The organism is Bifidobacterium sp. LH_419, from assembly GCF_056356955.1.
The window spans coordinates 42,802-56,198 of sequence record NZ_JBKEVG010000004.1; the positions used below are offsets into that span (position 1 = coordinate 42,802).

Consider the following 13,397-nt stretch of genomic DNA (forward strand, 5'->3'; position numbering starts at 1 on the left):
ACACACAGAAGGAGCGAGTATGACAACCCCATTACGGAAGGCGCTCGCCGCATTGGTCGCGGTGCCGCTTTCCCTTGCCCAGTTCATGGTGGCCGTGGCGCCCGCCGCGGCCGCGGACACGGCGACGGTCCCCGACCCCATCGCCAGCTATCCGCTTGAGACCGACGCCGACGACTCATCCGCGAACAAGCTGAACGGTGAGTCGAAGGGCGTGACCTTCGCCGGCGGCGAAGGCGCCACATTCGGCGGCGGCAAGTCCAGCGGCGCCGAATACATCAAGCTGCCGGACGGACTGGCGGCGAAGTTCCAATCCAAGAACACCGTCACCATCAGCGCCTGGCTGAGGAACGACACGGCCAAGGCGAACACCGCCGCGCTCTACTTCGGCACGCAGGGGCCCACGCCGGTGCATTACTGGCTGCTCAATCCCAGCTACGGCAAGTTCAAGTCGGTCATCACCGACGGCACCGATGCCGCCAAACCGTGGAACACCGAAATCGGCCTGTCCGACACGGACACCACCGGGTTGCTCGGCAAGTGGGCCAACTACACCACCGTCATCGATGCGACGTCCATCACCGGGTACCTCAACGGCGTCAAGGTGTCCGAGGCCAAGCGTTCGGCTGACCTGACCCTGGCCGGTTTCGGCGAGACCCTGGAGACCTACATCGGCAGGTCGAACTACGCCGCCGACAAGACCTGGGGCGGAGCCGTGCAGGACGTGCGCTTCTACGATTCCGCGCTGGACCAGACGCAGGTGCGCGAGGTGTTCGCCGACGCGCGGACCGATGCCACCAAGCAGGCCGTGGCGCGGAAAGCGGCCGACTCGCTCGACCTGGGGGATCTGGGCGACGTCACGTCGAACCTCACGCTGCCCACCGCCGGTGACTACGGCTCGACCATCGCATGGCGGTCCAGCGCGCCGGACGTCATCGCCGCCGACGGCACGGTGACGCGCGGAACGCGGAACGCCACCGTCACCCTCACCGCGACGGTGAGCTTCGGCGGACAAACCGCCACGAGGGAATTCGAGGCCACCGTCCCCGCGGACACCACCTCGCCGGCCGAGGCGCTGGATGGCCTCGACCTGCCGTATGTGCTCGCGGCGGGGGACACGCTGCCCGCCAAGTCCGGTGCCGTGGCGCTGAGCTGGACCAGTTCCGACGACACGCTCGTCAAGGACGGCAAGGTGGTCGGCAACACGGACGGCAAGGGGCTCGCCGACGTGACGCTCACCGTCACCGCCACCCATGAGGGACAGCCCTCGAACAGCCGGACGTACAACGTGAAGATCGCGGAAAGGCACGCGGTCTATGGCGCCTCCTACACCATCCCCGGCTCCAACCTCAACCGCAAGGCCTCGATGCATCTGGCCCTGAGCGACGACGGCAAGACCTACGAGGCGTTGAACCTCAACGAGGGCGTGCTGTACGCCGCGGCCGACTTCACCGGCGCCAACGAGCTCAACGGCCGAGCCAAGTGGATGTCCAACCCGTACGTGTTCCGCATGAAGGACGGCACCTTCGGCGTGCTCGCCAACCAGACGGACGCCAAAAGCAACAAGAACACCGAAACCCCGGACCCCGCTGCCAAGGGCAAGGTGCTGTTCTTCACCTCCGACGACCTCATCGCCTACAAGCAGGTCGGTCTCGTCACCTTCGACGCGGACGGCGGCGACGTGATCGCGCCCACCGCGCAGTACGACAGCGCGCTTGACGCCTACCGCGTCACCTGGAAGGACGCCGACGGCAACACCTACCGGGCGTCCACCAAGGACTTCGCCGAAGTGACCGCCGGCGAGCGTGTGACCGCCGGCGAGCGTGTGGCCGCCGCCGGCGAGAGCAAGCCGGACATCGGCGTGGCCGACGCGTTGGTGGGCGGCCGCTTCGTGCTCACACGGGCCGAGGCGAAGCGTCTGCGCGCGCGGTTCCTCCAGGCCGTGAACACCGGCGTCGAAGGGGCGTCCAAGCCCATCGAGAAGACGCTGACCGTGGGCGACAAGGCGCCCACCGCGGCCGATCTCGGCTCCGTCACCGCCACATACAGCGACGGCACCACCAGCAAGCTCCCCGTCAACTGGAACGCCGACGAGCTGGCCAAGGTGAACACGAAGAAGGCAGGCACCTACGAGGTGACCGGCACCGTGGAATCCAAGGACTACGACTTCCCGTTCCTCACGGAGATGGTGAACGGCAAGACCAGCGACGTGGGCAGCCCCGACCCGGAGGTGTTCGTCTACAACGGCAGCTACTACTTCGTGTCCACCACCGGAGATTCGGTCGGCGGCGAGCACAACGGCCAGAAGCGGCTGTACATGCGCGGACCCTCGAAGACCATCGAGGGCCTGCAGACCGCCAAGGTCACCAAGATCACGCCCGATTCCGAGGACGAGATGCTCGCGTGGGCGCCCGAAATCCATGAGATCAACGGCATCACGTACCTTTACTATGCCTACGGCGACGTCTGGCAGAACATGCAGAGCCAGATCGTGCCGCTGAAGAAGGGTGGCGACCCCGCCAATCCGAACGACTGGGAATGGTCCAAGCGCAAGGAGGTGAGGCTCGCCGACGGGTCGATGACCCAGCCGCGGGGCAACACCATCGACATGACCGCCTTCGAGAACAACGGCACCTGGTACGCGATGTGGTCCGACCGCATCGTATACACGGACGAGACCCGCACCAAGGAGAAGGCCGGCACCGCCGATCTCAAGATCGCCACGTTCGACCCGGCGAACCCGGCCGTGCTGACGTCCACGCCGGTGATCGTCGCACGGCCCGACGCCGGATGGGAGCGGTACGCGGAGTATCCGATCGTGGAAGGCCCCTACGCGCTGCACCATGACGGCAAGATCGTGGTCACCTACTCCGGCGCCGCCACCAAGCCGTGCTATGCGGTCGGCCAGTTGACGGCCGAGGAGGGCTCGAACCTGCTCGACCTGTCCAGCTGGCGCAAGGAGAACGCGCCGCTGCTCACATCCACGAACATCCAAGGCCAGTGGGGGCCGGGGCACAACGCCTACTTCACCGGCCTCGACGGCAAGCTGTACACCGCCATCCACGCGCGCAAGAGCCCCCAGACCAAGGGCGGCGAGCGCTACGCCACCATCCGCGCCGTGCGCTGGGGGCCGGAAGACAACATCATCCTCGACATGACCTCCGCCCGCGAGGTCGCGGAAGGGCAGCGCAAGGTGACCGTGAGATTCACCGTGGACAAGGCGCAGACTCCGGCGGCCGATCTGGGACTGACCGTGGAGAAGACCGCGCCGAACAACCAGGTGCTCTCGCAGACCGTCAGCGACGGCGGGAACGGCGACAAGCGGCTCGCCCTGGTGCTCGACTACTGGACGCCGGCCGGCGGCAGCGACGGCACGAAGACCGACACATCGAAGCTCTCGCTGACCTTCACCGCGGCCAAGGGCGCCACCGTCACGATGGCGGACGGCTCCGCGATCCCGGCGACCCAGGACCTGACCAAGCCGTTCAAGGTCAAGGTCACCGCCGCCGACGGGTCCGCGTCGCAGGTGTACGACGTCTCCGCGCAGGTGCTCGTCACCCCGATCCGCATCCCCGGCCAGAAGGCTCCGACCGGCGAGACCGGACGCATGTTCTTCGCCGACCCGCAGGTCGTGGCCTGGGGCGGCAAGTACTACATCTTCCCGACCACCGACGGCCATTCCGGCTGGAGCGGATCGCAGATCCACGCCTTCGAATCGTCCGATCTGGTGAATTGGGAGGACAAGGGCGTCGTGGTGGATCTGAAGGACCAGAACCTCGACGGCACCCCGGATTCCGACATCCTGCCCAAGCGCACCTCCACGGCGTGGGCGCCCGGGTTCGTCGAACGCGACGGCAGGTTCTACCTGTACTTCTCGGGCAACGAGGGAGCGAAGGGCACGAACCAGACCAACGTGGCCATCTCCGATCCGGCCAAGGGCGGCACGATCACGTCCGGCTACGTGCTCCAGGGCGACGCCGGCGCCGGCAAGGACGGCAAGGTGACCTCCAACATCGATCCGGCCGCCTTCGTCGACCCCGCCGACGGCTCGTACTGGCTCACCTGGGGCCAGTCCGGGGACCGAGGCGCCTACGCACGGCTCAACGACGACATGAAGACCGTCGGCGCGAAGCATCAGGTCGGCAGGACCGCCGCGCAGGGGCTCAACGAGGGGCAGTATCTCACCGCCCGCAAGGACCCCGCTGACAAGTCCGGCAGGACGTGGATCTACTACTTCACGTATTCCAAGCACGACACCAATGATCCGCGCTACTGTGTGGGCTACGCGATGGCCCGCGGCGAAAGCCTGGCGAAGGTAACGAAGTGGGAGTACGGAGGCGAGATCCTCAACCAGGACACGTCGAAGGGCATCCTCGGCACCGGGCACCATTCGATCCTGCAGGTTCCCGGCACCGACGACTGGTACATCGTGTACCACGCGTTCCTCACCGACGAGATGCGTCCGCGCGGCGTCGACGCCGACACCGGCGAACGGATCCGCACCGGCAACAAGCGCGAGGTGCGCATCGCGCGCATGACCTACGGCGCGGACGGCACGATCACGACCGTGCCGGTGACGTACGAGGGCGTGCCGCCGGAGACCACGCCGTCCGTGTCCGTCACGGGCGCGGTCGCCGGTTCCGGTTCCGGTGATGCCGTGACTCCGGTGGGTACGAAGCTGACGGCCGCGTTCAACGATGGTTGGAAGCTCGCGTCCGTCCAGTGGTATCGTGCGGATTCCGCCGATGCCGCGGACGTCGCGAAGGCCGTCGCCATCGACGGTGCGACCGCCGCCGAGTACACGTTGACCGATGCGGACGCGGGCAAGACCGTGTTCGCGAAGGCGGTCGGCGAGAACACGACCGGCGTGCTCCAGAACGCGCAGCCGGGCACCGCCGGCGCGTCCCCGTCGAAGACGTTCGAGCTGACCAGCGCCGACACCGTCAAGGTCGCCGCCAAGCCGGAGCCGACACCCGAGCCGGAGCCGGAGCCGACACCCGCGCCGAAGCCACAGACCGGTGCGCAGCAGCAGGGTGGTTTGCGGCCTGATGCGGGCGAACCGAGCGGTGACGGCAACGATAACGGCGGCATGCCCGCGACCGGCAGCGCCGTGGCCGGTGTGCTGGGCATGGTGGCCGTCCTTGCCGCTGCGGGCGTCGGCCTGACGGTCTGGCGCAAGCGCCGCGCATGACGCGGCCGTCGGTGTGACGGCCTGATGAACCGGTGATGCCGGATATGGAATCGTCCCTGGACCCGGGGCGCTCCGTATCCGGCATCACCGTCTTCCATGTCGGATACGGAGCGTGGGCGTGGCCTCGGGTGCTCCGTTGTCGTTTTCTGCCGTATGCTTGTCGTTTTCCGATGGTCCGGCCAAGGTGTCGCGGCCGTGGGGGAGTGCGATGATAAAGGGGTTTTGTGAACGCTCACGAAACGAATGGACAAGGCAAAGGGCATTGATGCACCGGTGCATCGATGATGAGACAGAGGGCAATGATGCGTATACGGACATTGACGGCGGCCATGCTTTCGGCCGCGCTTCTCCTTTCGGGATCGCCCGCCATAACCGCCGCGGCGGCCTACGCCGCGGATGGAAGTGCGGCGGATGAGACGACCTCCCGTCAGACGCGAGGCGACACCGACGCCGGTGATGGGCGGAACGCCTTCGACCCCACGAAGACCACCGACTATCTGTTCGCGTACTTCACCGGCGGCGAGACCAAGGCCACCGACGAGCAGATCTATTTCGCCACCAGCCAAGACGGCACCAACTGGACCGATCTGACCGAGGACGGCGATCCCGTGCTCACCTCGGACCAGTACGACAAAGGTCTGCGCGACCCGTTCCTGCTGCGTGGCGAGAACGGCGCATACTATCTGCTCGCCACCGATCTGAGCATCTACGAACGCAGGCGGAACGGCTCGGAGAAACCGTGGACCGATGCCATTACGCCCGGCAGCGGCAGCACCAAGCTGGCGATCTACGAATCCGATGACCTGGTGCACTGGAACGTCTCCTATCCGGATGTGGCGTCCAAGACCGACGGCGGTTGCGCATGGGCGCCCGAAGCGTTCTGGGACGCTGCGAGGCAACAGTATGTCGTGTACTTCGCCGTGAGCTCCGATCCGAACGAACAGTTCAACAAGTCCGACGCGACGAACATGTACTACGTCACCACCAAGGACTTCAGAACCTTCTCCGACCCGGTCAAGTGGATCGACTTCTCCGCCCCCGCGCTCGACATCACCGTGACCAAGGTCGGTGACTGGTACTACCGGTCGATGTCCACAAAGGCCGGTTCGCGCAACCGTGACGGCGTGATCTCGCTGGAACGCAGCAAGGACTTCTACTCCGTGACCACCGGCACCAACTACGCCAGCGCCGACAAGACCGGCGACTGGGAGGCCCTGACCTCCGCCGACCAGATCTTCGGCGCAGGCTACAAATCCAAGATGGAAGGGCCGGAGCTCTTCGAATACAACGAGGACGACTGGTCTAAGGACGCGGACGGCGACGCCGTGCCCACATGGGGACTCATGGCCGACTACATCCGCGACGGCGGCAAGGGATACCAGCCGTTCCGCACCACCGATCTGAACAACACCGTTCCGGCCGGCCAGGAGGGCAGCGCATGGTCGAAGGGCAGCGACATCGACTTCGGCACACTCCTCAAGCGCCACGGCACGATCCTGCCGATCACCCGCGCCGAATACGTGCGCGTGACCAAGGCCTACCACGGTTCCGTGCCGTCCATCCCCGGCTCCGGTGCCATCAACGTCACCAAGCAGCCCGCCAAAACCGAGTATGTGGTAGGCGACGAATTCGATGCCTCCGGGCTGGAAATCACCCTGACCGATGCCTCGACCGGTGAACGGCGCGTGCTCGGCTCCGACGAATACACGATCACCGGTTTCGACTCCTCGAAGGCGGCCGACTCCGTCACCGTCACCGTGAGCCTCAACCTCGACCCGCAGCGAACCACCACCTTCACCGTGAGCGTACGCGACGGCGGTGCCACGCCCGCGAAGTTGCTGACCGTATTGGACGCCGCGAACCGCTCCGTCAAAGACGTGACGGTCAGGGTAGGCGAGAAGACCACGCTGACCGCCGTCGCCAACGGACTGGCCGAGGGCGCCGAAATCACCTGGAGCGCCGCCGACGGTTCCGTGGTCTCCGCCGATTCCGCGACGGGCGAGACCGTCACATTCACCGGCCTCAAAGCCGGTTCGACCACGGTCACGGTGACCGCCGACGGGCAGACCGCCGAATTCACCATCCACGTGGTCGGGGACGGTACACAGAACCCCGGAGGCCCGGGCGACGCGGACAGCCCGGGTGATCCGGGCAATCCGGACAGCCCGGGTGATCCGGGCAATCCGGACAACCCGAACGCGAGCGGAGACAAGGTTGCCGGCAAGCCCGGCGACGCTCTCTCCGCGACCGGTGCCGCAGCACTTGGCTTGGGCGGCGCGGTGGTTCTCCTCGCCACCGCCGGCCTGGGACTGGCCATCCGGCGCAGACGCCACGCCTGACGGCCGATGCCGGCGGTCAGGCGCGACCGGTCCTGATCGTTTGGACGGGTCGGGCAGGATTTCGCCGACGGAGAACAACGCCGCCGTGCCGCCGAGACTCACCCGGTCGCCGTCGACAGTGGCATGGATGACTCCGCCGCGCGCGGACGCCTGATAGGCGACGAGTCCGCTTCTGCGCAGTCGTTCGCTTTAGAACGGCAGGATAAGGCAGTGACCGGCACCGCCGCGGTCAGGAGATCGCGTCCGCCAGGGCGTCCGGAATCGCCGCGACCACATCGGAGGCGACGATCGGATGCCCCAGCGTGTTGAAGCGCTGACGGTGGCCGTTCATGCCGAACAGCTCCGGGGGCTGCCAGCCGCACTGTTCGGATTCGGAGGCGATGGCCGCCGCCGAGCCGTGCAGCCAGGCGGCCGCGGCGACCGTCTCGGCGATGAGCTCCGGATCGACCGACGGGGTTTCGTCATCGTCATCGGCATCGCCGTCGCCCTCATCGTCCACGTCCATCTGGGCGAGCAGGGCGCCGGTCATGCCGGCGAGCACATCACCCGCGCCTGCGGTTCCCAGCCATGCGGGCCCCGCGCCGGCGACCAGCACACGGGAGGAGCCGTTCACGACGATCGTCGCCGCCCCCTTCAGCAGCACCGTGGCTCCGGTGCGTGTCTGCGCCTCGCGCGCGAACCGCAACGGCTCGGCGGCGACGTCGGCGGGGGAGACGCCCAGCATGCGGGCCAGTTCGCCCGCATGCGGCGTCAGCACCACCTGGGCGGCCACATGGTCGGGCAACAGGTCGAGCGCGCCGGCGTCCACGACGATTGGCGGCATCAGCGCAGCCCGTCCCGCGGTCTCGTCGTCGTCGACGGCGTAATGGGCGAGCAACGCGGCGATCGTCTCACGCTGGATGTCCTTCAGTTCGGGGTCCGCGTCGTTGCCGGGCACGCCGGAACCCACCACCCACGACTGCACGTGGCCCTTGCCGATCACGGCCTCCGGCAGCGCGGCGAGCACCATGTCCTGCGCGCGTTCCGGGCCGAGATAGCGGACCATGCCCACGTTCGTGCGGGCCGCCGCGCGCGCGGTCAGCACGGCCGCGCCCGGATAACGCGTCGAACCGGTGACCAGTCCCGTCACGCCGCGCGAATACTTCGCGTCCGCCACGCGCGGCAGACGCACCGCCTGGCCGGCGAGATCGCGGCCCACCGCCTCGACGGCCGGTTCGACGCCGTCCAGATCGAAACCGAAATCGACCAGGGTGATGCGGCCGCATGCGAACGTGGCCGGCGGCAGCACCGCACACGGCTTCATCGCGCCGAACATGACGGTCGCGTCCGCCGGAACGTACGCGCCGACGAGCGAACCGTCGTCCACGCCGACGCCGGAAGGCGTGTCCACGGCGAGCATGAGCGGCAGGTCGCCTTCCGGTTCGCGTCCGGCCGACGCCGGGACGTCGGGCAGCGGCGAACCCCCGTCGCGCGCGTCCTTCGCCGGCATACCCAGCGAGGCGGCGAGCGCCGCGGGAATCCCGCGCAGCGGGCCGTTCAGGCCGATGCCGGTCATCGCGTCGATCACCAGATGCGAGCGGCGCGCCACCCGGACCGCCGTCTCGAGCCGTTCGCCCGCCTCACCGGGCGTGAACCCGGACGCGCAACCGGGAATCTCGGCCTCCGGATCGAGTACGAGGATCTTGCCGCCGGCGCGCACGAACGCGGCGAACGCCTCGTCGTGCAGGGAGCGGCCGACCGCCACGGCGTTCACCTGGGCGCCTTCCTCGGCGAGCATGGCCGCGGCGAACAGGCCGTCGCCGCCGTTGTCGCCCGCGCCGGCGAGCAGCGTGACGACCGCTTCCTCGATGTCGATGCCCTCGTCGTCGAGCATGGCCGCGGCGGTGTGCGCCACCGCGTTGGCCGCCATGCGCATCAGCGGCACGCCGTCGTCCAGCAGGGGGCGTTCCATCCCGCGTACGTCGGCTGCCGTATAGGCGGTGTGCAGCAGGGTCGTGCGACGTTCCGCATCGTTCGGTGTATCCATGGCGGCCTCCTCGGTTCCACAAGATCTGCGACTATCCATCAGTGTAGTCGCGCCCGTCATGCCCGTCCCGTATGACGTGCGCGAGACGGCGGGCATTTGACCGGGGCCGCGCGGGACTCCTACGCTGGCGTCGGAACGATGGAACCGCGCGGCGGGCCGCGCCAAGGAAAGGACCGATCATGTTCAGCAGGAAGAAGGACGGATTGTTCGCGGACGGCAAACCGACGCTCGCCAAGTGCGATCCGGAGTTCATCGGATTCTTCTCGGACTTCGCCTATGGCGAGGTCGTGCGCGAGCCGGGCGCGAACCATCCCGACCTCGACGACGCCACGCGTTCGATGGCGATCCTCGCCGCGCTCATCGGCTGCCAGGGGACGGACGCGTACGCGATGCTGTTGCCCGTCGCCCTGAAAAGCGGCGTGACGCCCGTCCAGGCCAAGGAGGTCACCTACCAGGCGGTCGCCTACTGCGGGTTCGGCCGCGTACTGCCGTTCCTCAACATCACCAACGACGTGCTCGTCGAAGCGGGCGTGGACCTGCCGCTCGAAGGCCAGTCCACCACCACGCCGGACACCCGTGCGGCGGCCGGCGAGGCCAAGCAGGTCGAGATCTTCGGCGAGGGGATGCGTGGATTCGCCTCCTCCGGCCCCGAGGACACGCGCCACATCAACAAGTGGCTGGCCGACAACTGCTTCGGCGACTACTACACGCGCGGCGGGCTCGGCACCCGCGAACGCGAGATGATCACCCTGTGCTATCTGGCGGCGCAGGGCGGCTGCGAGCCACAGCTCACGGCCCACGCGAAGGCGAACCTGGCGGTCGGCAACGACAAGACGTTCCTCATCGCCGTCGTCTCCCAGATCATGCCGTACATCGGCTACCCGCGCACGCTCAACGCGCTCCGCTGCGTCAAGGAGGCCGCAGGCGAGTGATTTTCCAGCCTTCCGTTATAGTGTTCGTTGGCTTGAGAACGGCTTGAGAACGATAAGCGACTATACGGAAAGCGACGGGTGAGGCGACATGGCGATCGACGCACAGGGTCTGGAGATTCAGATCGGGGCGAGGACCCTGCTGCATCCGTGCGACTTCCATGTCGCCAAAGGAGACAAGATCGGTCTCGTCGGGCGCAACGGCGCCGGCAAGACCACGCTGACCCGCGTCATCACCGGCGACATGCTGCCCACCGCCGGCAAGGTGCGCGTCTCCGGCAAGCTCGGCTACCTGCCGCAGGACACGCACGCCGCCGATCCGGAGCAGACCGCGCTCGACCGCATGATGAGCGCGCGCGACATCGCCACGATCATCAACCGCATCCGCAAGGCCGAGAAGGAGATGACCGACCCGGACCCGGACGTGATGACGAAGGCCATGAACCGCTACGACAAGGCCATGCAGGACTTCGACAAGGCCGGCGGCTACGCGGCCCAGTCCGAGGCGACCGCGATGGCCGCCTCCCTGGGACTGCCGCAGGACGTCATGGAGCAGCAGCTCGGCACCCTATCCGGCGGCCAGCGCCGACGCATCGAACTGGCGCGCATCCTCTTCTCCGACGCGGACACGCTCATCCTCGACGAGCCCACCAACCATCTGGACGCCGACTCCATCGAATGGCTGCGCGGCTACCTCAAGAAGTACGAGGGCGGATTCCTCGTCATCTCCCACTCCACCGAACTGCTCGACGAGGTAGTCAACAAGGTGTGGCATCTCGACGCCCAGCTCGGCCAGATCGACATGTACTCGCTCGGCTGGAAGGCGTACCTGCACCAGCGCGTCGTCGACGAGGAGCGCCGCCGCCGCGAGCGCGAGGTCGCCGAGAAGAAGGCCGAACGCCTCATGAAGCAGGGCATCCGCCTGCACGCCAAGGCCACGAAGGCCGTCGCCGCGCAGAACATGATGCGCCGCGCCGAGAAGCTCCTCGAGAACACCTCGGAGGCGCAGAAGAAGGAGAAGGTGGCGGACATCCGCTTCCCCGAGCCCGCGCCCTGCGGCAAGACCCCGATCATGGCGAAGGACATCTCCAAGGCGTACGGCTCCAACATCGTGTTCGCCGGCGTCAACCTCGCCATCGACAAGGGCTCGCGCGTCGTCATCCTCGGCTACAACGGCGCCGGCAAGACCACCACGCTGCGGCTGCTCGCCCACATCGAACAGCCCGACACCGGATCCGTCGACTACGGCCATGGCTGCAAGATCGGCTACTTCGCGCAGGAGCACGACACGCTCGACCTCGACGCCACCGTGCTCGAGAACCTCACGCACGTCGCCCCCGAACTGAACGACACGCAGGCGCGATCCATCCTCGGCTCGTTCCTGTTCTCCGGCGACGACGCGATGAAGCCCGCCCGCGTGCTCTCCGGCGGCGAGAAGACGCGACTCGCGCTCGCCACGCTCGTCACCTCGCGCGCCAACGTGCTGCTGCTCGACGAGCCCACCAACAACCTCGACCCCGCCTCGCGCGAGGAGATCCTCAAGGCCATCGCCAAATACGAGGGCGCGATCGTGCTCGTCACCCACGACGAGGGCGCCGTCCAGGCACTGAACCCGGAACGCGTGCTCCTCATGCCCGACGGCGACGAGGATCTGTGGAACGACTCCTACCTCGAGCTGGTCGCCGAAGAGTAGCGGAGCGTCCCCGGCGTCACTCCACGGCGGCGGCGAGGGACTCCAGATACGCGCGCATGCGGCGCAGTCCCTCGGCGGTGGCCTCGGGCGTGCCCACGTAGCTCAGACGCACGTAGCCGCGGCCGCGCCCGCCGAACCCGGAGGCGGGCGTCACCACCACCTTGGCGTGATGCAGCAGATCGACCGCGAAATCATGATCGTCCATGCCGGTGGCGCGCACGTCGACCAGCACGTAGAACGCGCCGTCGGGCGTCGCGCACGAGACCAGCGGCATGTCCGCCACGGCGGCGACGACCATGTCGCGATTCGCACGGTAGACGGACGTCATCTCGTCGAGGATCTCGTTCGACCCCTCCAACGCGGCGACGGCGCCCTGCTGCAACGCGCCAGGCACGCAGGAGACGATGTCCTCCTGCATCACCGTCATGCGGTCGACGATCGGCTTCGGGCCGAACGCGGCGCCGATGCGCCAGCCGGTCATCGCGAACGTCTTCGAGAAGCTGTCCACCACCACGGTGCGCCGGCGCATGCCCGGCACCGCGGCGATCGACAGGCATTCGACCGACGGATCGTAGACGAACGAGCGGTACACCTCGTCGCTGATCACCCACAGGTCGTGCCGTTCGCACACCTCGGCGATGAGGTCCAGCTGCTCCGGGTCGATGACCGCCCCGGTCGGGTTCGACGGCGAATTGAGCAGGATCGCGCGCGTGCGCGGCGTGACGGCCGCCTCCACGTCCGCCGCCTGCATACGGAACCCGTGCGCCGCGTCGAGCGGCACCGGCACGACGTTCGCGCCGACGAGCCGCACCTGGCCGAAATAGTTCGCGTAGCCGGGATCGGGGATGAGGATGTCGTCGCCCGGATCGAGCGTGGCCAGCAGCGCCAGATACACGGCCTCCATGCCGCCGGCCGTGACGATCACGTCCGTGTCCGGATCGTAGTCGGTGCCGTCCGCCGCGTTGCGGTGCTCGCACCACACCTCGCGCAACGCGGCCGCGCCCCGGTTCGGCGTGTAGTGCGTGTCGCCGAGGCTCGCGGCGCGGTAGGCGGCGTCGATGACCGGCTGCGGGGTGTCGAACCCGGGTTCCCCGATCGCGAACGAGACGGCGTCCGGCACGTTCGCGGCGAGCTCGAACATCTCGCGCACGCTCGGATACAGCGCCTCGGCGGCGCGCTTCGATACCTTCGGCATGGCGGCATACTCCTTACACATCCGTCC

The 13,397-nt window shown here is 67.7% G+C and carries 6 protein-coding genes; 4 read left to right on the forward strand and 2 right to left on the reverse strand.

Annotated features, from left to right (window positions below):
* The first annotated feature begins 19 nt into the window (after nucleotides 1-19).
* The gene (locus AC1AYX_RS04345; protein WP_476502349.1) at nucleotides 20-5,188 is read left to right on the forward strand and encodes a family 43 glycosylhydrolase; all 5,169 of its coding nucleotides are present in this window, start codon (nucleotides 20-22) and stop codon (nucleotides 5,186-5,188) included.
* A 329-nt stretch (nucleotides 5,189-5,517) separates the two neighbouring features.
* Nucleotides 5,518-7,527, forward strand: a complete 2,010-nt coding sequence (locus tag AC1AYX_RS04350; RefSeq protein WP_476502350.1) for a bacterial Ig-like domain-containing protein — start codon at nucleotides 5,518-5,520, stop codon at nucleotides 7,525-7,527.
* Nucleotides 7,528-7,756: 229 nt separating this feature from the next.
* On the opposite strand, the gene AC1AYX_RS04355 is transcribed toward AC1AYX_RS04350, so the two are convergent.
* Nucleotides 7,757-9,553 (reverse strand): bifunctional ADP-dependent NAD(P)H-hydrate dehydratase/NAD(P)H-hydrate epimerase, encoded by a 1,797-nt coding sequence (locus tag AC1AYX_RS04355; protein ID WP_476502351.1) that lies wholly within the window; start codon nucleotides 9,551-9,553, stop codon nucleotides 7,757-7,759.
* Between the two features lie 179 nt (nucleotides 9,554-9,732).
* On the opposite strand from AC1AYX_RS04355, the gene AC1AYX_RS04360 reads away from it, so the two are divergent.
* Nucleotides 9,733-10,485, forward strand: a complete 753-nt coding sequence (locus AC1AYX_RS04360) for a carboxymuconolactone decarboxylase family protein (protein WP_476502352.1) — start codon at nucleotides 9,733-9,735, stop codon at nucleotides 10,483-10,485.
* A gap of 88 nt (nucleotides 10,486-10,573) precedes the next feature.
* Nucleotides 10,574-12,175, forward strand: coding sequence for an ABC-F family ATP-binding cassette domain-containing protein (locus AC1AYX_RS04365; RefSeq protein ID WP_034526041.1), 1,602 nt, complete (start codon nucleotides 10,574-10,576; stop codon nucleotides 12,173-12,175).
* Between the two features lie 16 nt (nucleotides 12,176-12,191).
* Here AC1AYX_RS04365 and AC1AYX_RS04370 read toward each other — a convergent pair whose 3' ends face one another.
* Nucleotides 12,192-13,370 (reverse strand): pyridoxal phosphate-dependent aminotransferase, encoded by a 1,179-nt coding sequence (locus AC1AYX_RS04370; RefSeq protein ID WP_476502353.1) that lies wholly within the window; start codon nucleotides 13,368-13,370, stop codon nucleotides 12,192-12,194.
* Between the last annotated feature and the right edge of the window lie 27 nt (nucleotides 13,371-13,397).

Excerpts from the sequence above, each read along its gene's own strand:
- AC1AYX_RS04370 (WP_476502353.1), bottom strand. The coding sequence starts at position 13,370 with ATGCCGAAGGTATCGAAGCGCGCCGCCGAGGCGCTGTATCCGAGCGTG.
- AC1AYX_RS04355 (WP_476502351.1), bottom strand. The coding sequence starts at position 9,553 with ATGGATACACCGAACGATGCGGAACGTCGCACGACCCTGCTGCACACC.
- AC1AYX_RS04360 (WP_476502352.1), top strand. The coding sequence starts at position 9,733 with ATGTTCAGCAGGAAGAAGGACGGATTGTTCGCGGACGGCAAACCGACG.
- AC1AYX_RS04365 (WP_034526041.1), top strand. The coding sequence starts at position 10,574 with ATGGCGATCGACGCACAGGGTCTGGAGATTCAGATCGGGGCGAGGACC.
- AC1AYX_RS04350 (WP_476502350.1), top strand. The coding sequence starts at position 5,518 with ATGCTTTCGGCCGCGCTTCTCCTTTCGGGATCGCCCGCCATAACCGCC.
- AC1AYX_RS04345 (WP_476502349.1), top strand. The coding sequence starts at position 20 with ATGACAACCCCATTACGGAAGGCGCTCGCCGCATTGGTCGCGGTGCCG.